Raw genomic sequence first — 24,850 nt, forward strand, 5'->3', positions numbered from 1 at the left:
ATTCGACTACTTTAATAAGAGGATACAATCCTCACCCCTCGGGAGAAAACATCATGCTGACAGGAAAAAGCGCACTTGTAACCGGCTCTACCAGTGGCATCGGCCTTGCGATGGCCAAGGCACTTGCCGGGGCCGGGGCGGATATCATGCTCAATGGCTTTGGCGACAAAGACGAAATCGAAGCCATCCGCAAATCACTTGAGACCGACTTTGGCGTGACCGCCTATTATAATAGCGCGGACCTGTCCAAGCCCGACCAGATCGAAGCAATGATGAAAGACGTCGCCGATAAATTTGGCGGCGGCGCTGACATTTTGATTAACAATGCCGGCATTCAGCATACCGATCTGATCGAAGATTTCCCGGCCGAAAAATGGGACGCGATCATCGCGATCAACCTAAGTTCCGCCTTTCACACCACGCGCCATGCCGTACCCTATATGAAAAAGCAAAACTGGGGTCGGATCATCAATACCGCGTCCGCCCACGGGCTTGTGGCATCGGCGCAAAAGGCGGCCTATGTCGCGGCCAAGCACGGCATTATGGGCCTGACCAAGGTCACTGCCCTTGAAACCGCCGAAACCGGGATCACGGCCAACGCAATTTGCCCGGGCTGGGTCCGCACCGAACTGGTTGAACGCCAGATCGAAGCCAAGGCCAAGGAAGGCGGCATTTCCGTCGAAGAAGCCGCAACGAACTTGGTATCGGACAAACACCCCTCCAAGCAGTTCGTCACCCCCGAACAGATCGGCAAAACCGCCCTGTTCCTGTGCTCGGACGCCGCAGACCAAATGACCGGGACGCATATGTCAGTTGATGGCGGCTGGACCGCGCAGTAAAGCGCACACTGCCCAAAAGCATCCAAACACACAAAAAGCCCCTTTGGACTTCGCGCCAAAGGGGCTTTTGCATGCGTTTATAAACCGAACGTGACTATAGGCTTTAGTCTTTCGGCATGCAGGTCATGCCATTGCGTTCGGCATTATTGATGCAGTCCTGCTTATGGGAATAGCCTTGCGTCGACGCACCTACGATATTGCCGTTGCGTGCCGTACGCCGCCACCGCCAACCGTCTTTGCCTTCGTAAAGCTCCCATAGGTCGCCGTTGGTGTCTCTGCAGCTTGCCATGTCTTACCTCATCAACTCGGAAAATCTGGTCCCAAACTTTTGACGGGGATTACGGGCTTTTGTGAAAACTTAAACCCGGCGCGTTAGCCCAAATACCTTCCTAAATGCTCCACCAGCATGCGGATTTTGGGGGATAGGTGCCGATTGGTGGGATAAAGCGCCCAGATGCCTTCGTCAGACGGCTGATATTTGGTCAAGACCGGGACAAGATCACCGCTGGCGATCCATGGATCGACGTAATAATCGGGCAATTGCACAATCCCCATGCCTTTGCGCGCCGCATCGAGCAGCGCCTGCCCACTATTGGCATGGATGGAGCCATGAATGCGCACTGTGCGTTCACGGCCATCTTCTTCAAAGCGCCAATAATCCAGCGTGCCGACAAGGCAGTTATGGTGATGAAGCTCCGACAACGAATGGGGTTCGCCGCGTTTGGCGATGTATGTCGGGGCGGCGCAGGCATAAAGACGACGGGTTGCGAGTTGCTGGGTCATCAGACCGCCCGCCGGGCCATCCAGCCGCCCCAACCGGATCGCCATGTCATATCCCTCCAGCAACAGATCAAGCTTTTGATTGGTAAAGCGGCAATGGACTTCAAGATCGGGGTAGCGCGCGACAAAGTCATTCACCAGCGGCGCAATCACGGTTTCACCATAAGTCGTCGGTGCAGTGAGTTTAAGTTTGCCGCGCGGGATTTCCGTCAGGTTGCCAATCGCACGTTCCGCATCGCCCAAACCATCCAGCAATTGACGGCAATGCTGATAATAAACCTGTCCGGCTTCGGTCACGCTGACCTTACGCGTGGTGCGATAAAACAGCGGCACGCCAAGCTTTTCTTCAAGTGCAGTGACCTGACGGCTGACCTGGGCCACTGAAATGCCAAGCTGCTTGGCCGCGGCGGTAAAGCTTTGGCGTTCCGCAACGGCGATAAATTCGCTGATCCCATCCCATGCATTCATCGCCATTCCCCCGCGCGATTTCCCAAATCCATTATTACACATGCGTAAAAGTGAATTACCAAATCACCGGATTATCATTTTCGGAGAAATAAATATAGTGATCCCATCCTTACACATAAGCCGGAGACACTTCATGAGTGCCGAGACCATTACCTGCAAAGCTGCCATTGCCTGGGAAGCGGGCAAACCGTTGTCGATCGAAGACGTTCAGGTTGCCCCGCCAAAAGCCGGTGAAGTGCGCGTTAAAATCGTGGCTACCGGTGTGTGCCACACGGATGCCTTTACCCTGTCGGGCGAAGATCCAGAGGGCATTTTCCCAGCGATTCTTGGCCACGAAGGTGGCGGCATTGTTGAATCCATCGGCGAAGGTGTCACCAGTGTCGCGGTTGGCGATCACGTCATTCCGCTTTACACCCCGGAATGTGGCGAGTGCAAATTCTGTAAATCGGGCAAAACCAACCTGTGCGGTAAAATCCGCGCTACCCAGGGCAAGGGCCTGATGCCAGATGGCACCACGCGCTTCTCGCAGAATGGTAAGCCGATTTACCATTACATGGGGTGCTCGACCTTTGCGGAATATACGGTTTTGCCGGAAATCTCGCTGGCGAAAATCAACAAATCCGCCCCGCTTGAAGAAGTTTGCCTGCTGGGTTGTGGCGTTACCACCGGCATGGGTGCGACGGTAAATGCCGCCAAAGTCCAAGACGGCGATTCCGTTGCCGTGTTTGGCCTGGGCGGCATTGGTCTTTCGGCAATCATTGGCGCAAAAATGGCCGGTGCGGGTCGCATTCTTGCGATTGATATTAACGAGTCAAAATTCGAACTGGCCAAACAGCTTGGCGCGACCGATTGCATCAACCCGCAGAAATTCGACAAACCGGTTCAGGAAGTCATTGTTGATATGACCGATGGCGGCGTTGAGTGGAGCTTTGAGTGCATTGGCAACGTCAATGTCATGCGCTCTGCCCTTGAATGCTGTCACAAAGGTTGGGGTGAGTCGGTCATCATCGGTGTTGCCGGGGCCGGTCAGGAAATCTCGACCCGTCCGTTCCAACTTGTCACCGGGCGCGTCTGGCGCGGCACCGCATTTGGCGGTGTTAAAGGTCGCTCTCAGTTGCCTGAATATGTTGAACGCTACCTGAATGGTGAGTTCAAATTGTCCGACTTCATCACCCACACCATGAAGCTGGACGACATCAACGAAGCATTCCATCTGATGCACTCAGGTGAAAGCATCCGTACGGTTATCCATTACTGATCAGGCTAAATCGGTTTGTAATATCACGCCAATTCTGGATGACTCTCGGCATTGGCGGATACCCCAAAAACGATCAAATGATCAGAAGGAGGCCCAAATGGGTATCGAAAACGCATCCAGTAATAAGGTGTTTGGTGGCTGGCAAAAGCAATACACCCACCCGTCCAATGTATTGGGCTGTGACATGCGCTTTGCCATTTTCCTGCCGCCACAGGCAAGCAATGGCACCAAAGTCCCGGTCATGTACTGGTTATCTGGCCTGACCTGCACGGATGAAAACTTCATGCAAAAGGCCGGCGCATTCCGTCTTGCCGCCGAACTGGGCATTGCGATTGTCGCCCCGGACACCAGCCCGCGTGGAGATCATGTGCCCGATGACGAAGAAGAAGCCTATGATTTCGGTAAGGGGGCGGGATTTTACGTCAACGCCACCCAAGAACCGTGGGCGCGCAATTACCGCATGTATGATTACGTCACCAAAGAACTGCCAGAATTGATCAAGGATCACTTCCCGGTCAGTGACGATGCAGTGATTTCCGGCCACTCGATGGGTGGGCACGGCGCATTGATGATTGCCCTTCGTAATCCGGGCACCTTTAAATCCGTCACGGCCTTTGCACCGATTTCCAACCCGATCAACTGCCCTTGGGGCCAAAAGGCGCTGGGCAATTATCTGGGCGACGATAAATCGACTTGGAAAGCATGGGACAGTTCGGAATTGATGAAGGCAGCAACATCTTCTGATGCACAAACACCAGCCCTTGTGGATCAGGGTGACGCGGATGGCTTCTTGGCCGAGCAGCTTAAACCCGAAATCCTCGAAGCAGCAGCGAAAACGTCAAACTACCCGCTGACGGTGCGCATGCAGGATGGCTATGACCATAGCTATTACTTCATCTCAAGCTTTATCGAAGATCACATTCGCTTCCATGCCAAGCATCTTGGCCTGAACTGATCTTCGCAATATCACGACTTCCGCAGCAATGCGGTTCCCCCGGCATGTCGCCATACCCATCCCCCCTTTGGCGTGCCGGGGTTCTTCTTTTCAGGGGAAAAGCGCGTACAGCTAGTCCGGATCGAAACTGCGCGCATCAATCGCATCGGCCACATCATCGGCCATCTTAAGGGTGCGAATGATCAACGGCACGACCATGGCAAGGATCGACTTATCCAAGCCACGCGCACGTTGGGCATCGCGGATTTCCGATGCGACGGTTGCAATCACCGGGATAAAGCGCAGCACCATCGAAATCGCCAAACTGACCTTTTGCGGATTAACCCCGATGGGGCGAAGTGGCTGCATGGCGCGTTCAAGTGAGTCGAGCATGGCAGACGTTTTGGTGGTTAAGGTCACAAGTGCCGCGAACAGCACAATCGCAGCCACACGCGTGACGACCAACAACCCGGCCTGCCAATCATGAAGCCAAAGCTGCACGGCAAAGAAAACTGCCAACAGCCAGATCATCGGTTTGATCTGCGCCCAAAGGACACGCAGGCCAAAGCCACTGACCGGATAAAGCACAATCACCGTGGCAAGCACCGCCGCCGCCACCGGCCAATCGGGGATCAGGAAAACACCCGTCCCCAAGGCCACCATCGCCAAAATCTTGATCCCGGCAGTTGCCCGGTGCACGGCGGATGTACCGTCGATATAAAGACCGGCGATCATGCCATCATCTCGCGGTATTTCGGGACGGCATTGGCGGGCGTATCGTCAATCACGACATTGCCGTTTTCAAACACCAGCACCCGGTCATAGTCGGCAATTAAATCAAGATCATGGGTAACCGTGATCACGGTTTGATCAAGTCCATCAATCGCACGTTTGACCCGATTACGGTTACGCAGGTCCAAAAGGGTGGTCGGTTCATCAAAAATGATATAGCGCGGCTCCATCACCAGCACGCCTGAAATCGCTAAAAGCTGTTTCTGACCACCACTTAAAAGATGGCTGGGATGGGCTTTAAAATCGGTCAAATCATAGCGCGCCAGGATTTCATCGATCCGGCGCGTGACTTCTTCTTTGGGCAGCTTCAGTGATTTAAGCCCAAAGGCCAAGTCTTCTTCGACCACCGGATAAACGATTTGATTATCGGGATTTTGAAAAACAAACCCGACATGACGACGCAGTTTGCGGCCGTCCTTTGCCGCGTCCAGATCATCGACCATGACCCGCCCACTGCTTGCGGTTTGCAGGCCATTGAGCAATCGGACAAACGTGCTTTTGCCCGACCCATTCGCACCGACGACACCGATCCGCTTTTCAGTAAGCGTCAGGTCGATGTCGGCAAGCGCGTGTCGCTGATCAAACTGTACAGAGACATTTTCAAGTCGAATCATGGAGCAGCCTGTTCGAGGTTATTTGACGATGTTAACTGGATACAGATCGGGCGCAAGTAGATCACTTGCGCCCATAAGGCGTTAGCCCGCCTTGGAAATCAAGGGATAGGCGCGGCGAACCGCAAGGCATGCGGCGGTCGCAATCACGACCTTGATGGCCCCCCCGATCAGGAAGGGCGCCGACCCAACGGTGGCCTGCCAATAGCTGATGTCGGCCACGACCGCGACCCAGGCATTACCAATGGCATACAGCACCACGATGCCGCCAAAAACAATGGACAGCGCGGCATTGAAAACATTCAAGTGGTTCCAGAATTTCTCGATCAAAAGCCCGATAATAAAGGCCGAAATCGCCCAGCCGAACATGAACCCGCCGGTAACCCCGATCATCACGCCAAAGCCACCGCGCCCGCCGGACAAAAGCGGCAAGCCAACAGCAACCAGCACAAGAAAGAGAATAATCGAAAGCGCCCCGCGGCGTGCCCCCAGAATGGCACCCGCCAACATTGGACCAAGCGACTGGGCTGTGATCGGCACACCGGTGACTGGAAGGGTAATTGGCGGAAACAGCCCAAGAGCGGCGGTCAGAGCTGCAAACAGGGCGATATAAACAATATCTTTGGTCTTCATGTAACGGTTCCCATTCCCGTTATAAGGCCGTTTTGCAATCAACCCCTTGCGCAAAACAGCCTTGCGTTAACCGGTCCGCCCGACCGGCTCAACGGGCAATGGGATACCCGCAAATCGCGTCAAGGCCAAGCAAAATGACGCACCCCTTGGCCAAATGAGATCGCCGACATCCCAATAGCCACGTGATTTCAGCGCCTTAGCTGCCCTCACCCTCGACGAAGGTTTTAAGCCGCATTAGGGCAGAAGCCCACCGGTTCGCCACCTGATCAAGATAGGCACGTGCCTGTTCAAGCTGCTCGGGGCAAAAGGCATACTGACTTTCGCGCCCAACCCGATGGTTTTGCACCAATCCAGCCGCTTCAAGGACGCGCAGATGCTTGGTCACGGCCTGACGGGTCATGTCCGCGTCATCTGACAGGGTCGAAATGGATCGTGGTTTTCCATCTGAAAGCCGGTCAAAGATCGCCAACCGGGTAGAATCACCCAGCGCGGCGAAAATGACGGAAAAATCACCGTCATTTTCGACATCAACAGGATTATGATCAGTTTTCGGCATATTTTTTGATATTTCCCAACTGGAATTCCCAGCCATTTGTATTGGACCGCAGGGCATCGGCAATCCGATGCGGTGGCAGGTTATCAAATCCGGTTTCACGGACTTTCACCACGGTTGATGCCCCTTTTTCTTCGAGCCAGAATTCAACAAGCGTTTCGGGTTCCCCACTGTAGTCATAGTCGGGATCAATGGCATAGGGATGCCACGTATAGGCAAAATAGGCCGGATCTTCCATTGCCTTGATGGTTGCCTTCCAACCTGCGGCCTCACAGACCGTGATGACACCGGTTGAAACTTCGCCAACGACGAATGGCCCATCAATGCGCGCACCGAACCATGCACCGAATTTCTCGTGATCGGTCAACGCCGACCAAACCATGGAACGTGGGGCTTCAATCTCGATAGACTTTTCGATCATATTCGACATAACGCAACCTCCTGGTTGCATTTAAGATGCCAGTATACGTCCCTTTATGCAACTAAAAAGTTGCGCATTGGAATGCTGATTCCAAAAACACGAACGCCCGGCTGTTTCCAGCCGGGCGCTGTGTGCTCCCGTTCCGCTTAAAGAACGCGTCCTTCTATCCCCATATCAGGACGCTGCGGATTGGCGGAGCCCCCCTGTCTCGATAATGAAATTCTTAACGTCGTCCAGACCGTCCATCGCCTTTAGATTGGTGAACAGAAAAGGTCGGTCGCCGCGCATTTTCTTGGCATCGCGGTCCATCACGCCCAAATCCGCCCCAACAAGTGGTGCTAAATCGGTTTTGTTGATCACCAGCAAATCAGACCGTGTAATGCCCGGTCCGCCTTTGCGCGGGATTTTGTCGCCCGCCGATACGTCGATGACATAAATGGTGATATCGGCAAGCTCCGGCGAAAACGTCGCGGACAGGTTATCGCCGCCCGATTCAATAAAGATCGCCTCAAGCCCGGGATGTTTGGCCGACATATCTTCGACTGCGGCCAAATTGATCGAGGCATCTTCGCGAATGGCCGTGTGTGGGCAGCCGCCGGTTTCAACACCGGCAATACGATCCGCGGCCAAGGCCCCCGACCGGGTCATAAACTCGGCATCTTCGCGGGTGTAAATATCGTTGGTGATCGCAGCGATGTTAAAATCATCGCGCATTGCCTTACACAGGCGCTCCAAAAGGGCTGTTTTGCCGGACCCAACCGGGCCACCGATGCCGATACGAAGAGGTGAGCTCATGATCTAAATAGCCTCGTATATTGGGTTTCGTGTTTCATGGATGTCCAGTCGACCATCGGGGCCGCCGCCCCCAGATCGTCCAAATCAGTCGCCATGGCATGATCGACAGCCACCGACACCGCATCATCAAGCGATGACAAAGACCGCACACCATCTGTCTGGCCAAGTGGCACCAAACGCACCGCACTGGACACAAAATTGGCCGCCATGGCGTGCAAAAACGCCGTCAGGGCTTCGCGCAATGGCACCTTGGCCACCGCGGCGGCAATACCAACTACCACCGGATAGGACGGCAACCGATCATCAGCGCGCATTTTGTCGGCCCAGCGCGTTAGCACTCCATCGCCCCAAACCTTTGACACGGTGGAGACAAAGGCGCGTCCCTGTGCTGTTGCCTCAAGCGCCATTTCAGATGTGCCACGCCAACAATCGGCTTCAACCCCGATGTCAAACAGCGCGTCTTCATCGCCCGAAAGGGCAGCCCGCCACGCGGCACAAAACAGCACCGCATCAATCCGCCCGGCGCCAAATTCCAGAACGCCTTCCACCCAATGGATCAGGGTGGGTGCAGACGTCACCCGGCCATCCTCAACCGCATATTCCACGCCATGCGAATAGGTATAAGACCCAACCGGAAATGACGGGCTAAGCCACGTCATCAGGCGCATCAACCCCGCCGGATTAAGGTTCATATCGGCGCCCTTAATGGTCATGGGGTTTTCCTGCGGCATGGGCATGCGCGTGGACGTCGTCATGTGAATGGGCGTGATGGTCATCATGATCAAAATGATCATTGCCGTGGCTGTGACCATGCGCGCCACCAAGCCCGTGATACGCCCCGTTGAGCGGATCAAACGGCGCGATTTCGGCCTCAACAACGCCCCCAAGCCCGGTGATCATGTCGCGCATGACATGATCCTCGATAATGCGCAAACGGCCATCATTTAACACCTGAACCGGGGTATGACGGTTGCCGATATGCCATGCCAGTTTGGCGGTCGCAATCGGCCCGGCCGCCGTAATGGTTAAAACCGGTTCTTCGGCAGCACGCACAACAATTACCCCGCCGTCGGCAAGGCGCAACCGATCCCCATCGGCCAAACGCACCGCATGGGGCAGATCGAGCAAAAACGCATCGCCCGCATCATCAATCAGACGAATGCGCCGACGATGACGGTCGGAAAACACCAAGGTAACCGTCCCGCGGACTTCGGATGTGTCGGCGCGGTCGACCGGAATATGTTCAATGGCGTGACGCATGTTGACCTCCTTGCCCGCGATCAGAACAGGAAATACCGCTGCGCCATTGGCACAGTATCAACCGGCTGGCAGGTCAGAAGCTCGCCATCCGCTGTCACCTGATAGGTTTCCGGATCGACTTCCATTTTCGGCAAGGCATCATTGAGCTTCATGTCTTTTTTGCCGATATTGCGCGTGTTTGACACCGCCAAAAGATCCTTCGACAAGCCAAACTCCGCCGCGATCCCTGCATCAATGCCCGCTTGCGACACGAACGAGAAGCTTGAGCGCGCAAGCGCATTGCCATAGGCCCCAAACATCGGACGATAATGAACCGGCTGCGGGGTTGGGATTGATGCATTCGGGTCGCCCATGGCGGCGGCGGCAATCATACCGGCCTTAATCACCATGTCAGGCTTGGTGCCAAAGAACATCGGTTTCCAAACCACCAAATCGGCGATCTTGCCAACTTCGATGGAACCGACATGCGATCCAATGCCCTGCGCAATCGCCGGATTGATGGTGTATTTCGCGATATATCGTTTGGCGCGGAAATTGTCATTGCCGGTCCCGGCATCCTCGGGCAACGCACCACGCTGCTTTTTCATCTTGTCGGCGGTCTGCCAAGTCCGGGTGATGACTTCGCCCACACGGCCCATGGCCTGACTGTCAGACGAGATAATCGAAAACGCACCAAGGTCATGCAGGATGTCTTCGGCGGCAATCGTTTCACGACGAATGCGGCTTTCGGCAAAGGCGACGTCTTCGGGGATTTTCGGATCAAGGTGATGACAGACCATCAGCATATCAAGATGTTCGTCAATCGTATTGACCGTAAACGGACGGGTCGGATTGGTCGAACTTGGGATGACGTTGGTTTCGCCACACAACTTGATGATGTCTGGCGCGTGACCACCCCCGGCCCCTTCGGTGTGGAAGGTATGAATGGTGCGGCCCTTAAATGCCGCACGGGTATGCTCGACAAAGCCACTTTCATTCAGTGTATCGGTATGGATCATCACCTGCACATCAAGGTCATCGGCCACCGACAGGCAATTATCAATGGACGCGGGCGTCGTGCCCCAATCTTCATGCAGCTTAAGCCCGCACGCACCTGCTTTGATCTGCTCAATCAATGATCCCGGCAGGGTCGCATTGCCCTTGCCAAAGAACCCGATATTCATCGGAATGCCGTCTGCCGCCTGAAGCATGCGCGCAATATGCCATGGGCCGGGTGTGCAGGTCGTGGCGTTCGTGCCCGCCGCCGGGCCCGTACCACCGCCAAGCATGCTGGTCACGCCGGAATAAAGCGCGTCTTCGATCTGTTGCGGGCAAATCCAGTGAATATGCGCGTCAATGCCACCCGCGGTGATGATGTTGCCTTCACCTGCGATAATTTCAGTGCCCGGACCGATGATGATATCGACACCGGGCTGAATATCAGGGTTCCCCGCCTTACCAACGGCGGCAATGCGGCCATCGCGAATACCGATATCGGCCTTGATGATGCCGGTGTAATCCAAGATCAGCGCGTTGGTGATCACGGTATCGACCGCGCCATCGGCCCGGGTGACCTGTGATTGGCCCATGCCATCGCGGATGACTTTCCCACCGCCAAATTTGACTTCTTCGCCCAGTGTCGTGAAGTCCTTTTCGACCTCGATGATCAAATCGGTATCGGCCAGACGGACCTTATCGCCAACGGTCGGACCAAACATCGCCGCATAGGACGGACGATCAATTTCATATGCCATTTATCGTATCCCCCTGCTTAAAGCGCGCCGTTGATTTTACCGTTAAAGCCATAAACCGTGCCGGTTCCGGCATATTTCACCAGATTGACATCACGCGATTGCCCCGGCTCAAACCGAACGGCACTGCCTGCGGGAATATCAAGCCGGAAGCCCCGCGCCGCATCGCGATCAAAATCAAGCCCCGGATTGGTTTCATAGAAATGATAGTGCGATCCAACCTGTACGGGGCGGTCCCCGGTATTGGAAACCGTAATGGTTTTGGTTTCACGTCCCTCATTAAGGATGAGGTTGCCTTCCTTGGTAATAATTTCACCTGGAATCATGACTTACTCCTCTGTCCTTAGCGGATCGGTTCGTGAACGGTGACAAGCTTCGTACCGTCGGGGAATGTGGCTTCGACCTGAATGTCGTGGATCATTTCGGCAATGCCATCCATCACTTGATCGCGCGTGATCACCGTCGCACCATCGCGCATCAAATCGGCAACCGACCGCCCGTCGCGCGCGCCCTCAACCACATAATCAGTGATGATTGCAATGGCTTCGGGGTGGTTCAGCTTTACCCCGCGCGCAAGGCGGTTGCGTGCCACCATGGCCGCGACTGAAACCAGCAATTTGTCTTTTTCGCGTGGCGTCAAGTTCATGCCTGCCTACTCCTTGGATCCACGTTTTTAAATCTCCCACAAACGCGGCAAGCGTTCTGGAAGCCCCCTTGTTTTATGGCGGAACTGCTTCCACCATGCGCCGTATACCCGGCGCAATTTCATTGGATCACGCGCCATAAACCGCGCAATGACAATCCCGTTCATCGCGGTCGCGGCACACAAAACATCTGTCGTATCAAGCCCGTCACAGGCGCGTTCCAAACATGCCCGGGCTTCGTCAAGGCGATCTTGCGCCCCATGCCCGACCAAAATCGCCGTCGCGTTGGCCCGCGCACCATCAAAGGCCGCCGCATGATCAAGCATGCGCAAAACATCACCTTCAAGATGCAGCGCATCGCGCCAAATCGGACGGCCATCAATCGAAACATCCCAAGCATCGCGCGCCAAACCGGTCGCAAACACTTCACCGCGCGCCAGACGGCCAAACACCATCATTTCACCGGCCATCACCATGCCATTACCGGTGGCCGCCACGCTGGTTTTGCGCCGCAATCTGGCCTGATCAAACAGGATCGTTTCATGGGGCAGCCATTCCAGCCAGCCACCATCGCCGACCGCCAAATCGACCGACATTTCGCAATCAGGCCCAACAGACCGATACACCTTTTCCGCCGCCTGGGCGGTAAACAGCGCCGATGCCCCATCGGACACCCGCCCCTCAAACGCCAACTTGTCCCCGCCGACCATGCCGCCCGATGTCGTCACCAACACAGCGGTCGTCAAATCCCCAGCCATCGGACGGGGAAACAGGATTTTCATCGGGTCGCGGTAATATAAATGATCAAGTGCCGCATGCCCGCCCTGATGGCCCGGTCCGGTGCCGGTGCGAAACGTCACTTCGGCCCGACCATCTGTTTTGATGCGGGCATTGTTGATCGACGTTGCTGTATCCACGTTTTGGGGTGTGGATATCGGGGTTTCGAGTTTGCGAAGCTGCAAGACGCCACCTGATGATTTATGCCGTTTTCCGGCAATTCTATCAGGTACATCAGCAAGATACGGGCCAACCGCCAAATTCACGCCAACAGCCGGATTCCCGCACGCCTTTCGGCCCGCCGCCCCATCAACCGTTGCGCAATTTTTTGGCAAATGCTGATCAAACAGTCAGATAGGCGCGGACCTTTTCCCGGTCCAATGTCTCTTTCGAACCGGACAACACCACTTCGCCGCGTTCCAGAACGATGATTTCATCGGCCAGTTCGTGGGCAAATTCGAAATACTGTTCGACCAAAAGGATCGCCATATCACCGCGATTGGCCAATTGCTTGATCACGCGTTGGATGTCTTTGATGATGGATGGCTGAATGCCCTCGGTCGGTTCATCTAGCACCAGCAATCTGGGCCGGGTGACAAGGGCACGACCAATGGCCAGCTGCTGTTGCTGCCCCCCCGACAAATCGCCACCACGACGGCCCAGCATGTCGCGCAGGACCGGGAACAGTTCGAAAATCTCGTCGGGGATATGGCGCATGGCACGTGGCAAGGCGGCAAACCCGGTTTCAAGATTTTCCTTTACGGTCAAAAGCGGGAAAATCTCGCGCCCTTGCGGGACAATGGCAATCCCATTGGCCGACCGGCGCCAAGACGGATCGCGCGATATGTCCTTGCCTTCCCATTTGATGTTGCCATCCGCAATGGGATGTTGGCCAACAACCGCACGCATCAGGGATGTTTTCCCAACCCCATTGCGACCCAAAACGGCGGTAACTTTGCCGGTTTGCGCATTTAACGACACTTTACGCAAAGCATGGGACGCGCCGTAGAACAGATCAATATTACGAACATCGAGCATGTTTTCGGAACTCCCTTAACGGCCCAGATAAACTTCAATGACCCGTGGGTCTTTTTGCACGTGATCAAGGCGCCCTTCGGCCAAAACCGATCCTTCGTGAAGCACGGTCACCTTGCAATCGAGATCACGGACAAACTCCATGTCATGTTCGACCACCACCACCGAATATTCCTTGGCGATTGCGCGCAAAAGCTTGGCGGTTTCTTCGGTTTCGGAATCGGTCATGCCAGCGACTGGCTCATCGACCAAAAGAAGTTCGGGTTCCTGCATCAACAGCATCCCGATTTCCAGCCACTGCTTTTGACCATGTGACAGGTTGGCCGCCATCTCATCGCGCTTGTCATCAAGCATGATCGTCGTCAGCGTCTTATCAATCCGGGCCTTTTCCGCCCCGGACAACCGATGAAACAGCGCATTAAACACCCCGCGCCCGCCCGAACAGGCCAACAGCAGGTTGTCAAACACCGTATGGCTTTCAAACACGGTCGGTTTTTGAAATTTGCGGCCAATGCCAAGATTGGCAATATCGGCCTCATCCATTTTGGTCAGATCAGTTTCGCTTTTAAACAAAACATCCCCGGTATCCGGCCGTGTTTTACCGGTGATGATATCCATCATCGTGGTCTTACCCGCCCCGTTCGGACCAATAATCGCGCGAAGTTCGCCCGGCTCGACATAAAAGGACAGGTTATTAAGCGCGCGGAACCCGTCAAAGGTCACCGACACCCCATCGACATACAAAATGGTTTCAGAACGGTTTGATTTGCGTTGCGCATCGGCCATAACAGCCGGGCCGTTTTCTGCGCCCTCTTTTTCAAGGGTCATGGTATCAGCGTTACTAGGTGCATTGGCGATGACGTTGCTCATGCTTTGCCTCCTGCATTAAGGCGTTTACGCACACCCGACAGGAACGACTGGCCGTTTGCCGATCCAAATGCCGGCACCGCTCCAATTACCCCTTTTGGCAGGAACAAGGTCACGGCAATGAACAACCCACCAAGGAAGAACAACCAGAAATCCGGCATCACCCCGGTAAAGAAGGTTTTGGCATAATTGACGATAAACGCACCAAGAACCGCACCATACAGCGTGCCACGCCCGCCAACCGCCACCCATATGACGATTTCAATCGACAAAGCCGGGGCAAATTCGCCCGGATTGATGATGCCGACTTGCGGCACATAAAGCGCGCCCGCAATCCCGGCCATCACGGCCGAAACGGTAAAGACGAAAAGTTTGTAATATTCGACCCGGTAACCGGTGAAACGGACCCGGCTTTCGGCATCGCGAATGGCAATTAAAACCTTGCCAAGGCGCGACTGGGTAATGCCGCGCGCAACAATGTAACACAGCCCCAAAAACACACAGGATGCGACAAACAACCCGGCCCGCGTACCATCCGATTGCAATGAATAGCCCAGCAAGTCCTTGAAATCGGTCAGGCCGTTATTGCCGCCAAATCCCATGTCATTGCGGAAAAATGCCAACAACAGCGCATAGGTCATCGCCTGGGTAATGATCGAAAGATACACCCCCGTCACGCGCGACCGGAAGGCCAAGAACCCAAACACAAAGGCCAACAATCCCGGCACAAACATCGCCATGACGATGGCGAACCAGAACATGTCAAAGCCGTACCAATACCACGGCAATTCGGTCCAGTTCAGGAACACCATAAAATCAGGAAGGTCCGGGTTACCATACACCCCGCGATCCCCGATCTGACGCATCAGATACATGCCCATCGCATAACCACCCAGCGCAAAGAACGCCCCGTGGCCCAACGACAGAATGCCACAAAATCCCCAGATCAAATCAACACTGAGCGCCAACAGCGCATAGCACAGATATTTCCCCAACAGGCTGACCATCCAGGTCGGCACATGAAAGGCCGAGCTTTGCGGCAACAGCAGGCTGCAAATTGGGATCAGGATGGATGCTGCGATTAAGATCGCCAAAAGGATCATGCCGCCGCGATCTTGCAACAACCAGCCCACAACCGGCGTCATTTTATATTTCTGACTGTAATCGGTCATGGATCAGGCCTCCACCGCGCGACCTTTAAGGGCAAACAGCCCCTTGGGTCGTTTTTGGATAAACAGGATCAAAGCAATCAGGACAAAGATTTTGGCCAAAACCGCCCCGGCAAACGGTTCGAGGAACTTATTGACGATGCCAAGGCTAAAGGCGCCCAAAACCGTGCCCCAAAGGTTGCCCACCCCACCAAACACAACCACCATGAAACTATCGATGATGTATGTCTGACCAAGGTTCGGACTAACGTTCGAAATCTGGCTGAGTGCTACGCCGGCAATCCCGGCAATCCCAGAACCAAGACCAAAGGTCAGCGCATCCACATAGCCAGTGCGAATACCAACCGATCCGGCCATGCGACGGTTTTGCGTTACCGCCCGCATCTGAAGGCCAAAGGCCGTATAGCGCAAAACACACGCAATCCCCGCGACCACGATCAAACTAAACAAAATGATCCACAGCCGGTTATAGGTCAGGACCAGACCCGTCGAAAACTCAATCGCGCCACTCATGAAATCAGGGGCCGTAACCTGCTGGTTGGTCGCGCCAAAGATCGTTCTGGTGGCTTGCTGCAACACCAGACTAACCCCCCACGTCGCCAGCAAGGTTTCAAGCGGCCGACCGTACAAGAACCGAATAACGCAACGTTCAATCACAACGCCGATCATGCCCGCCACCAAAAAGGCCGCCGGAACCGCAATGATCAACGACCACGGCGAACCAGATGGCAAAACCGAGCTTAGGATTTGCTGCACAACAAAGGTGGTATAGGCGCCGATCATGATCATTTCGCCGTGGGCCATGTTAATGACCCCCATCACGCCAAATGTGATGGCAAGCCCGACTGCCGCCAACAGCAACACTGACCCAAGACTGATCCCGCGATAAACATCGCCCACAGTTTGCCATGTCGAAAGGCGTCCTTCGACGTCATTCAGGGCATCTTTGGCCGCGGCCAAAACTTCGGGTTCGATGCCCTCGGCCTCGGCACTGGCGACAAATTGCGACAGGACTGCGCGAATTTGCGGTGTGGTTTCACTCGATAGAACATCAATCGCAGCCAGGCGTTCCGCCGGATTTTCCCCCGCCGCCAGCGCCATGGTCGCACGCGCCAGCTCCATACGCGCCAAAAGCGTCTCGTCGTCTTCGCGTTCAATCGCACGCAAAAGCAACGGCAACATTGTCGGATCACGGGCATCCATGATCTGCTCGACCGCGTTTGTCCGGATATTAAGGTCAGGACTAAACAGGTTCAGGGTCGCCAAGGCATCGCGCAGTGCACCACGCAGACGGTTATTCACCTTGATCTTTGACAGTTCCTTGGATGAACTTTCACCGACTTCTTCGCCGCTGACGATGTCGATATGGGTGTAAACCTTGCCCTTCTTGCGCCCGATGACGACATGTTCGTCGCTATCGCGGACAAAAAGATCGCCCTCTAACATTGCTTTAAGGATCGGCGCGACACGCGGGTCGCCGTCTGCGGCCATTTCCTCGATCACGGTGATTTTTTGGGTCGAACTTTTCGTATCAAGACGTTCGGCAATATTGCGAAGTTCTTCGTCGCTAAAGGCCTGTGCCGCATTTGGCAAAACAAACGCCACCAACATCAGACATGCCATCGCACCGCCAAGGCGCACAAAGCCACCGCGGACTTTTTTCAGAGAAAAAGGGGAACGGCGCAGCACTGAAAACAATTCATTGCGCATGATCACCAAACCTTTTGAATTCAATATGGAAATGGAAAAAAGAATGGCTCAGGCAAAGCGATAAAGATTTATCCGCCTGATCGTGAACAGGCCGATCACGAAAAACGCGACCGGCCCGCCCCAAACCGATTAATACATCGGTTTTTCACAGTTGCCGCAGACCCACGGATAGGTCCAATCGGCGGTCAGTTTTGCGCTTTCTGGCAGGAAGTCGGACCATGCATCGCCAACAACCGTTCCATCGGTTTCCCAAACAACGTCAAACTGGCCATCGTCCTGAACTTCACCGATCAGAACCGGTTTGGACAGGTGGTGGTTGGTGTTCATCACTGCCGTACCACCGGTCAAGTTTGCAACTTCCTGGCCGTACATGGCCTGACGCACGGCATCAACATCGGTGGTGCCAGCCTGCTCAACAGCCTGTTTCCACATGTTAAAGCCGATATAGGTTGCTTCCATCGGATCGTTGGTGACACGGGCGTCATCACCGATAAAGGCATGCCATTTGTCGATGAAGGCCGTGTTGGCATCTGCTTCAACAGACTGGAAATAGTTCCACGCTGCCAAGTGACCAACGAGCGGCGCGGTATCAATACCGGCAAGCTCTTCTTCCCCGACCGAGAACGCAACAACCGGAATGTCTTCGGCTTTGATGCCCTGGTTGGCGAGTTCTTTGTAGAACGGTACGTTGGCATCACCGTTAATGGTCGAAACCACAGCGGTTTTCTTACCAGCGGATGCGAATGCTTTTACATCTGCAACAATCGACTGCCAGTCGGAATGACCAAACGGGGTGTAATTTTCCATGATGTCGGCATCTGCAATCCCCTTATCATTCAAGTAGGAACGCAGGATTTTATTGGTGGTACGCGGGTAAACGTAATCAGTCCCCAGCAGAACAATGCGTTCTGCCCCACCGCCATCTTCGCTCATCAGGTAATCAACGGCCGGAATGGCCTGCTGGTTCGGCGCGGCACCGGTGTAAAACACATTGCGCGAGCTTTCTTCGCCCTCGTACTGAACCGGATAGAACAGCATGCTGTTAAGTTCTTCGAAGACCGGCAGAACCGACTTACGCGACACCGAGGTCCAGCACCCAAAAACAACATCGACCTGATCTTTTTCGATCAGTTCACGGGCTTTTTCCGCAAAAAGCGGCCAATCGGATGCCGGGTCAACGACCACGGCCTCAACCTGCTTGCCCAGCAAACCACCGTTTTTGTTCAGGTCATCCACCAGCATCAGGACGGTGTCCTTCAACGTGGTTTCAGAAATCGCCATCGTCCCCGAAAGAGAATGCAGCACACCAACCTTGATGGTATCTGCTGCTTGTGCGGCTGACATGGTCATAACAGACAATGCCATGGCCCCAGCGCCCATGAGCGCTTGAAGCTTCTTATTCATTTTATAGCCTCCACTGCGAGTTTATTGCACCGCAGGGCTACTAGCTAAAACCGTGCCAGAATCTTTGGCGCATGGAATAAAATCAAGAATCGTGGGATTTCCACGCAATAACCCACCATTTTACAAACGCATTTCGGGAAATATTTGCACAGACACCACCTGTGATGATTATTTTTAAATCATAGATTAAAATTTGACCATTATTTAATCAGATTGACGTGACCCTATCTCACCCCTATCTCAAGGGCGGAAGTTTCGCCTTCACTGCGGTTATTGCACCACAATCCCGTCTTGCAAGGACGGCTTCCCGCCCCGCCGGTTCGCCCGCGGGGCGTTATTTTATCCAACCACGAGGGTGCATCGAATGGCTGGTATCATTCCGCCGCAATCGTCGCCCCCAATGCCGCAACATCACCGGTAACAGATCGGATCTGTTCGCGCAGCCAAACCATCGCAACATCCCGGTCGGTCCAAACAGCCCAGTTCATCGTGGTTGCCGGAAAGGCAAGATCAACCGGCATCGTGGCTGTGGTCAAACCAAACAATGGCGCGTATTGAACCGCAATCCTGCGCGGTACATTTGCAATGATCGGTGCGGTTCGGGCCGCGGCCAACAGCGGCATAAAATCAGGCGCAGCCAGAACCACATTAAGCGCAATGCCCATGCCCTGCATCGCCGCCCCTACACAGCCCGCCACATTTTCCGTCTGCGACAATACCGCGTGACGGGCCGCAAGGAATTCCGCGCGCGACAAGGTATCGCCCAAACCACACAGGCGCGCGTTAAAACAACAAGCAACTTCAGATTCAAAAAGAACTTCACCGCGATGGCGCGATGGAATTTCCGCCCGACAGCCAACCGCAAGATCGATCTCGCCGCTGTCCATCATATGATCAACCGTATCATAGGTGATCGCCCGGCTAAGCAACTTGATCCCCGGCGCTACCGCTTGCAATCGATTGACCAAGGCCGGCAGCAAAACCATTTCCATTTCGCCCGTCACCCCAATCCGAAACACACGGTCGGCTTTGGCCGGATCAAAACTGTCTGACGATTGCAATGCACTTTGCGCCTGCGACAAAGCCGTGCGTACCGGCCCGGCCAGCGCACGCGCCTTTGCAGTTGGTTGCATTTTCTGCCCCACACGGACAAACAAATCATCCTGAAGCAGCATGCGCAGGGTCGATAAATTATGACTCATGGCCGATTGTCCAATGCGCAGTTTCTCAGCCGATTTTGTCACGCTGAGTTCTTGCATCATTGCGTCAAACGCAATCATGAGATTGAGGTCAAAAGACCGTAAATTGAAATGATCAATATTATCCATGAGCCGCATCGATTTGATTACTAACCAGTCGAGATATACCTTTTCCCCATCACAAAACAAGCCCTGGCTTGCACACCAGAAGATGATGAGGGAACCCAAAATGATATCTCGCCGCGACATGCTTAAAGGCACTCTTGCCGCCGCCGCAACGGTTGGGGCGGCTGGCAGCACCATGTTCGTTCCGCTGAATGCACAAGCAAAAGCCCCCAAAGTCGGCACACAGGCGCCGGGCTATTACCGCTTGATGGTTGGTGACGTCGAAGTCACCGCTCTTTCAGATGGCACCGGGCATTTCCCGCTATCGGATCTGTATCTGAACACAACGCCAGAACATGCGCGCCTTGCCCTGGCCAACGCATTTCAGAGCACGCCGACGTATCTGTCGGTAAACGCCTATCTTTTGAATTTCGGAGATCGGCTTGTGTTGCTTGACGCAGGCACCAGCGATTTGTTGGGACCAACGCTTGGAAAGCTTCCGGCCAATATTATTGCCTCGGGCTATCACCCTGATCAGGTTGACGATGTGGTCATCAGCCACATTCACGCCGACCATACCGGCGGGTTGACGCTGGGTGGCAAGAAAGTCTTTAAAAACGCCGTTGTTCACGTGCCCGAAGTCGATGCGGCATTTTGGCTAAGCGCGGAAAATAAGGCCGCGGCCCCTGACGACGCAAAACATGCCTTCGATCAGGCGGTTGCCGCCCTTACCCCCTATATCAACAGCAACACCCTTAAAAAATACGCCGCCGACCAACCGGCCATTCCGGGCAAAATCAACACCACTTTCCGCCCGGGACATACGCCCGGTCACAGCGCGCTTTGGATCGAAAGCAAGGGCGAAAAATTCGTCTATTGGGGCGACATTACCCATGGCGACGTGGTCCAGTTTGACGAACCGGGCGTGGCCATTGCCTTTGACAACGATACAGACATGGCAATCAAATCACGCGAAGCCGCCTTTGCCGAGGCCGTCGCCGAGAAATATCTGGTGGCCGGATGCCACATCGCCTTTCCGGGCATCGGTCATGTCCGCGAAGATGACACCATGTATGACTGGGTTCCGATGAACTACCGCGCTGACATCTGATACCCTGTTCCCAACGGGCATTATCGCCCAAGTCGTCAAAGCAAAAGTAAAAAAGAAAGGCGGCTGCACCATCACGGCAGCCGCCCTTTTTTACTTTTCAAGCAATCGCCAAAGGATCTTTATTCTGGCTTTATTCTGGCATCCCCGCCCGGATCCAATGGCCGAGTTTGACGCGTTCTTCGTCGGTCATTTCAGTCAGGTTCCCTAGCGGCATGGCCCGGCCAATCACCGCTTGGGCCAGAATGCGCTGCGCGTTGGCTTCAATCTGGGCCAGATTATCAAACATCACACCGGCCGGGGCTTCGTCGAAGCCCTCATCGCGCGGGTTCTGTGAATGACAGGCAGTGCAACGGGTTTGCACAATCGCCAACGCATGGTCCGCACTAATGATGTCTTCCCCGTCAAGCTTGGCCGCGTCGGGATCATAGGATGCAAACATCGCCAATACCGCCATGCCAACACCAGCGGCGGGCAGCTGCCACGCGATGGCCTTACCGGTTCCACCGGCATTGCGTGTGTTAAAGAAATGACGCACCAGCCCACCGATGATCAGGATCAAGCCGACAATCAGCCACGACTGATCGTGGGAAAACAGCATCGAATAATGGTTGCTGATCATCATCAACAACACCGGCAGGGTCAGATAGTTATTGTGCGTTGAACGTTGTTTGGCCTGAAGCCCCAATGCCGGGTCGGGGGTTTTCCCCTCCATCAGGCTGGCGACGACTTTTTTCTGATTGGGGATAATAATCCGAAACACATTGGCAGCCATGATCGTACCAATCATCGCCCCGACATGAATAAACGCACCGCGCCCGCTAAACACATGGGTAAACATATAGGCCGCCGCCATGATCAGGACAAACAGCGCAACCGCAAGCTTGCCGGTACTTTTACCAATCGGGCTTTTGCAAATGATGTCGTAAATCACCCACCCGGCGAACAGGCTGCCAAGCCCAATCAGGATGGCATCCATTTTGGTCAGCGCCAGAACCGTGGGGTCGATCAAATAGCTTTCGGCACTCCAGTAATACATGGTTACCAAAAGCGCAAAACCGGTCAGCCACGTGAAATAGGCTTCGTATTTGAACCAGTGCAGCTCAGGCGGCATAGAGGCCGGGGCAACCATCCATTTATTGACGTGATAGAACCCGCCACCATGCACCATCCATGCTTCGCCATAGACACCCTCATCCATGCCCGGGCGTTTACGCAGGCTTAAATCCAGCCAAACGAAATAGAACGATGACCCGATCCAGGCGATGCCCGTAATCAAATGCGCCCAGCGCAGGATCAAATTGATCCAGTCCTGAAACAGAATATCCACAGCGTTAGAAACCTCCGTCTCGCCCAAGGTGTTTAAGGATCACGCACCCTTGGACGGCCCCTCTCTGGTGAATGAAATGGTCCGCGTTTGTCCCCACGCCGATCCAGAATCATTCCAATCAATCTTGGTCGATTCCTACCATAGCCGCAATTACACCTCTATTATTAAGGGGCCGGGCATAATCGAAATGACTTTCAAGTTAATCTTTAAAATGGCACAGTACAGATCGAAAACAACGCGCCATTACACCCAATAAGCCGCCAAAATAAACTGCCAAATCAGGAGCATCCCGCACCATGTCCGACTTTGAGGACATCCAGATTTTTGTCCGTGTTGCCGAACTTGGCAACCTTTCTGCGGCCGGACGCGAATTGCGTCATTCGGCGGCTGTGGTTTCCAACCGGATTGCGCGACTTGAAGAACGCCTTGGCGTTCGGTTGCTCAACCGCACGACACGGCGGGTTAATCTGACGACCGAAGGCGACGTATATTACCGCCATTGCCTGCGCATTTTATCGGAAATGCAAGAAGCCGAAAATGCCATCGCTAATCAGAAAAACACCACCCGCGGCCCGGTGACGCTGACCTGCCCGGTGGCCTTTGGCAATAAATATGTCGTGCCGATCATTCCAAAATTTGTCGAACAAAACCCGGATGTTCAGGTCCGCCTGCATTTGTCGGATCGGCTTTTGGACCTGTTGCAAGACAAGGTCGATCTGGCCATCCGCATTGCCGAGCTCAAAGAAAGCTCGTTAATTGTCCGAAAATTGGCCGCCAACAAACGCATGCTGGTCGCAAGCCCCGACTATCTTGCCAAAAATGGCACCCCAAAAGTCCCGGCAGACCTTTTAAATCATAATTGCCTGCTGCTGCGCTTTCCAGGGTCACAGCAATATCAATGGACCTTGCAGGGTGCGGGCGATGACGCCCCAGTAACCTTGGCCGTTGCCGGTTCCATGGATTCAGATAACAGCGAAGTCCTGACCCGCTGGTGCCTTGACGGGCATGGCATTTCCTTGAAATCGGATTGGGAAGTTGGCGAGTACCTTCGCGATGGACGCCTTGAGCGCGTTTTGCCCGATTATCAACCGCCCTCGCATGCGGTCTATACGCTTTATCCCGAAAACCGCTATCTGCCGACCCGGGTGCGGGCCTTTGTCGATTTTCTGGTATCGGAATTCGGCGGCACACCGCCTTGGGAACGCGACAAAGATTAGTCCTATACGACGACTGCCATTAAAAAATGCCCCGGCACACTGCCGGGGCATTTTCATTTCACGTTACAATATCGGACGCGATCAGCGTTTGGCTTCGTTCAGATAGCCGCCCAAAACCGCCGCCACATTATGCCCGATCACATCATGGGCATAACCGCCTTCCATCACGAAGACGGTTTTAAGGCCCAACCGACCGATCATTTGACCAATGCGGTTAAAATCATCGGTCTGGAGTTTGAAATCGCAAATCGGTTCGGCTTCGTGGGCATCAACGCCCAGCGCAATCACCAGCGCATCTGCCTTCCACATCAACAGCTTTTGCATGGCCTGGGCATATCCCTGCCCCCAGGCACCAAAATCACTGCCGCCGGGAAGCGGGATGTTAAGGTTCGCACCCTGCCCGTCATTGCGCCCGGTTTCATTGGCATAACCGGTAAAGAACGGGAATTGATGGGTCGGGTCGGCATGGATCGAAATGGTCAGAACGTCGCCGCGCTCATAGAAAATATCCTGCGCGCCATTGCCATGATGGTAATCGATATCAAGGATCGCGACCTTTTTCGCACCTTTGGAAATCATCCGCTGGGCCGCGATGGCGCAATTGTTCAAAAAGCAATAACCGCCATATCGATTGGCATGGGCATGGTGCCCCGGTGGCCGGGTCAAGGCAAAGGATGCTTCGCCGTCTTGCCACGTGGCGTCCGCCGCCGATGTCACGGTTTGCGCGCCCCAATAGGCGGCTTTCCATGTGCCTTGGGTAATCGGGGTGTCCGATGAAATGGCAAACTGACCAAGGCGCGCGCTGATATGTTCGGGCTTACCGCCGGAAAATCCTGCACTGGGCCAGACATAGGGAAATGCATCCCCTTCATTGCCAGCCTTCACCCACGCATCCCACGCATTTTCGATGAAATCAAGGTAATCGGCGTCATGGATGGCACGGATCGGTTCCATGCCGTGATCGGCCGGATCAACCAATTGCGCCTGAACCGCCGTGGCAACTGCGTCGCGAATGATCGGAATGCGCCGGGCATTCTCAAAACAGGGCACCATGCGTCCGTGGTGCATTTCGCCAGCACCATCATGGGCGTCGTGGCGGGCATTAAAGAAAACACGCACGGCACAGTTCTCCTGTGAGGGTCAGAAAGCAGGATACGGGTACAGACAAAAGGCAAACGCCAAACATCCCCCGCACCCTGCACATCTTTTTA

Annotated in this window: 27 protein-coding genes; 5 read left to right on the plus strand and 22 right to left on the minus strand. The window is 54.5% G+C overall.

All coding sequences use genetic code 11. The features are described 5' to 3' along the window. Nucleotides 1–53: 53 nt before the first annotated feature. Nucleotides 54–839 carry a 3-hydroxybutyrate dehydrogenase gene (locus tag HCZ99_RS02215; protein ID WP_167445229.1) on the plus strand — a complete coding sequence of 262 codons (786 nt, stop codon included), beginning with the start codon at nucleotides 54–56 and terminating at the stop codon, nucleotides 837–839. A 103-nt stretch (nucleotides 840–942) separates the two neighbouring features. On the opposite strand, the gene HCZ99_RS02220 is transcribed toward HCZ99_RS02215, so the two are convergent. After that, on the minus strand, nucleotides 943–1,128 hold the full coding sequence (locus HCZ99_RS02220; protein WP_167445230.1) for a YegP family protein: 186 nt from the start codon (nucleotides 1,126–1,128) through the stop codon (nucleotides 943–945). An 83-nt stretch (nucleotides 1,129–1,211) separates the two neighbouring features. Continuing rightward, nucleotides 1,212–2,087 carry a LysR family transcriptional regulator gene (locus HCZ99_RS02225; RefSeq protein ID WP_167445231.1) on the minus strand — a complete coding sequence of 292 codons (876 nt, stop codon included), beginning with the start codon at nucleotides 2,085–2,087 and terminating at the stop codon, nucleotides 1,212–1,214. 133 nt (nucleotides 2,088–2,220) lie between these two features. On the opposite strand from HCZ99_RS02225, the gene HCZ99_RS02230 reads away from it, so the two are divergent. After that, nucleotides 2,221–3,345 carry an S-(hydroxymethyl)glutathione dehydrogenase/class III alcohol dehydrogenase gene (locus tag HCZ99_RS02230; RefSeq protein ID WP_167445232.1) on the plus strand — a complete coding sequence of 375 codons (1,125 nt, stop codon included), beginning with the start codon at nucleotides 2,221–2,223 and terminating at the stop codon, nucleotides 3,343–3,345. A gap of 97 nt (nucleotides 3,346–3,442) precedes the next feature. Then, a complete protein-coding gene (fghA, locus tag HCZ99_RS02235) occupies nucleotides 3,443–4,300 on the plus strand; it encodes an S-formylglutathione hydrolase (RefSeq protein ID WP_167445233.1) in 858 nt (285 codons plus the stop codon). Between the two features lie 111 nt (nucleotides 4,301–4,411). Here the strand turns inward: fghA and HCZ99_RS02240 are convergent, their stop codons facing one another. From HCZ99_RS02240 to HCZ99_RS02325, 18 genes are all read right to left on the minus strand, one after another. Further along, nucleotides 4,412–5,014 (minus strand): energy-coupling factor transporter transmembrane component T family protein, encoded by a 603-nt coding sequence (locus HCZ99_RS02240; RefSeq protein WP_167445234.1) that lies wholly within the window; start codon nucleotides 5,012–5,014, stop codon nucleotides 4,412–4,414. Continuing rightward, the gene (locus tag HCZ99_RS02245) at nucleotides 5,011–5,685 is read right to left on the minus strand and encodes an energy-coupling factor ABC transporter ATP-binding protein (RefSeq protein ID WP_167445235.1); all 675 of its coding nucleotides are present in this window, start codon (nucleotides 5,683–5,685) and stop codon (nucleotides 5,011–5,013) included. The genes HCZ99_RS02240 and HCZ99_RS02245 overlap by 4 nt, the downstream gene beginning before the upstream one ends. 81 nt (nucleotides 5,686–5,766) lie before the next feature. Then, a complete protein-coding gene (locus HCZ99_RS02250) occupies nucleotides 5,767–6,315 on the minus strand; it encodes a biotin transporter BioY (protein WP_167445236.1) in 549 nt (182 codons plus the stop codon). A 196-nt stretch (nucleotides 6,316–6,511) separates the two neighbouring features. After that, nucleotides 6,512–6,871, minus strand: coding sequence for an ArsR/SmtB family transcription factor (locus HCZ99_RS02255; protein ID WP_167445237.1), 360 nt, complete (start codon nucleotides 6,869–6,871; stop codon nucleotides 6,512–6,514). After that, a complete protein-coding gene (locus HCZ99_RS02260) occupies nucleotides 6,858–7,298 on the minus strand; it encodes an SRPBCC family protein (RefSeq protein WP_167445238.1) in 441 nt (146 codons plus the stop codon). Before HCZ99_RS02260 ends, HCZ99_RS02255 begins: the two co-directional genes overlap by 14 nt. A 165-nt stretch (nucleotides 7,299–7,463) precedes the next feature. Next, on the minus strand, nucleotides 7,464–8,084 hold the full coding sequence (gene ureG, locus HCZ99_RS02265; RefSeq protein ID WP_167445239.1) for an urease accessory protein UreG: 621 nt from the start codon (nucleotides 8,082–8,084) through the stop codon (nucleotides 7,464–7,466). Then, nucleotides 8,081–8,797: an urease accessory protein UreF gene (locus HCZ99_RS02270; protein WP_167445240.1), complete on the minus strand. Its 717-nt coding sequence runs from the start codon at nucleotides 8,795–8,797 to the stop codon at nucleotides 8,081–8,083. Before HCZ99_RS02270 ends, ureG begins: the two co-directional genes overlap by 4 nt. After that, nucleotides 8,787–9,344 carry an urease accessory protein UreE gene (locus tag HCZ99_RS02275; protein ID WP_167445241.1) on the minus strand — a complete coding sequence of 186 codons (558 nt, stop codon included), beginning with the start codon at nucleotides 9,342–9,344 and terminating at the stop codon, nucleotides 8,787–8,789. The genes HCZ99_RS02270 and HCZ99_RS02275 overlap by 11 nt, the downstream gene beginning before the upstream one ends. Nucleotides 9,345–9,364: 20 nt before the next feature. Beyond that, nucleotides 9,365–11,077, minus strand: coding sequence for an urease subunit alpha (ureC, locus tag HCZ99_RS02280; protein WP_167445242.1), 1,713 nt, complete (start codon nucleotides 11,075–11,077; stop codon nucleotides 9,365–9,367). Between the two features lie 17 nt (nucleotides 11,078–11,094). Then, a complete protein-coding gene (locus tag HCZ99_RS02285; RefSeq protein WP_167445243.1) occupies nucleotides 11,095–11,400 on the minus strand; it encodes an urease subunit beta in 306 nt (101 codons plus the stop codon). Between the two features lie 17 nt (nucleotides 11,401–11,417). Beyond that, a complete protein-coding gene (locus HCZ99_RS02290) occupies nucleotides 11,418–11,720 on the minus strand; it encodes an urease subunit gamma (protein ID WP_167445244.1) in 303 nt (100 codons plus the stop codon). Nucleotides 11,721–11,747: 27 nt separating this feature from the next. Beyond that, a complete protein-coding gene (locus tag HCZ99_RS02295) occupies nucleotides 11,748–12,761 on the minus strand; it encodes an urease accessory protein UreD (RefSeq protein ID WP_368484212.1) in 1,014 nt (337 codons plus the stop codon). Nucleotides 12,762–12,837: 76 nt separating this feature from the next. Next, on the minus strand, nucleotides 12,838–13,533 hold the full coding sequence (gene urtE, locus HCZ99_RS02300) for an urea ABC transporter ATP-binding subunit UrtE (protein ID WP_167445245.1): 696 nt from the start codon (nucleotides 13,531–13,533) through the stop codon (nucleotides 12,838–12,840). A 15-nt stretch (nucleotides 13,534–13,548) separates the two neighbouring features. Continuing rightward, on the minus strand, nucleotides 13,549–14,316 hold the full coding sequence (urtD, locus tag HCZ99_RS02305; protein WP_167445942.1) for an urea ABC transporter ATP-binding protein UrtD: 768 nt from the start codon (nucleotides 14,314–14,316) through the stop codon (nucleotides 13,549–13,551). Between the two features lie 80 nt (nucleotides 14,317–14,396). Next, nucleotides 14,397–15,569, minus strand: a complete 1,173-nt coding sequence (gene urtC / locus HCZ99_RS02310) for an urea ABC transporter permease subunit UrtC (protein ID WP_167445246.1) — start codon at nucleotides 15,567–15,569, stop codon at nucleotides 14,397–14,399. A gap of 3 nt (nucleotides 15,570–15,572) precedes the next feature. Continuing rightward, a complete protein-coding gene (urtB, locus tag HCZ99_RS02315; RefSeq protein WP_167445247.1) occupies nucleotides 15,573–17,276 on the minus strand; it encodes an urea ABC transporter permease subunit UrtB in 1,704 nt (567 codons plus the stop codon). Between the two features lie 129 nt (nucleotides 17,277–17,405). Continuing rightward, nucleotides 17,406–18,680, minus strand: coding sequence for an urea ABC transporter substrate-binding protein (gene urtA / locus HCZ99_RS02320; RefSeq protein WP_167445248.1), 1,275 nt, complete (start codon nucleotides 18,678–18,680; stop codon nucleotides 17,406–17,408). Nucleotides 18,681–19,054: 374 nt separating this feature from the next. After that, a complete protein-coding gene (locus tag HCZ99_RS02325; RefSeq protein ID WP_217701448.1) occupies nucleotides 19,055–20,017 on the minus strand; it encodes a LysR family transcriptional regulator in 963 nt (320 codons plus the stop codon). Nucleotides 20,018–20,108: 91 nt separating this feature from the next. Here HCZ99_RS02325 and HCZ99_RS02330 point away from each other — a divergent pair, with 91 nt between their 5' ends. Beyond that, entirely contained in the window at nucleotides 20,109–21,095 is a 987-nt protein-coding gene (locus HCZ99_RS02330; RefSeq protein ID WP_167445250.1) for an MBL fold metallo-hydrolase, read from the plus strand. A gap of 130 nt (nucleotides 21,096–21,225) precedes the next feature. Here HCZ99_RS02330 and HCZ99_RS02335 read toward each other — a convergent pair whose 3' ends face one another. Beyond that, a complete protein-coding gene (locus HCZ99_RS02335; RefSeq protein ID WP_167445251.1) occupies nucleotides 21,226–22,422 on the minus strand; it encodes a urate hydroxylase PuuD in 1,197 nt (398 codons plus the stop codon). 296 nt (nucleotides 22,423–22,718) lie between these two features. Here HCZ99_RS02335 and HCZ99_RS02340 point away from each other — a divergent pair, with 296 nt between their 5' ends. Beyond that, nucleotides 22,719–23,639: a LysR family transcriptional regulator gene (locus HCZ99_RS02340; RefSeq protein ID WP_167445252.1), complete on the plus strand. Its 921-nt coding sequence runs from the start codon at nucleotides 22,719–22,721 to the stop codon at nucleotides 23,637–23,639. Nucleotides 23,640–23,720: 81 nt separating this feature from the next. Here HCZ99_RS02340 and HCZ99_RS02345 read toward each other — a convergent pair whose 3' ends face one another. Continuing rightward, the gene (locus tag HCZ99_RS02345; protein WP_167445253.1) at nucleotides 23,721–24,758 is read right to left on the minus strand and encodes a histone deacetylase family protein; all 1,038 of its coding nucleotides are present in this window, start codon (nucleotides 24,756–24,758) and stop codon (nucleotides 23,721–23,723) included. Nucleotides 24,759–24,850: the final 92 nt, after the last annotated feature.

This window comes from Thalassospira lucentensis, assembly GCF_011806425.1.
GTDB classification, from domain to species: domain Bacteria; phylum Pseudomonadota; class Alphaproteobacteria; order Rhodospirillales; family Thalassospiraceae; genus Thalassospira; species Thalassospira lucentensis_B.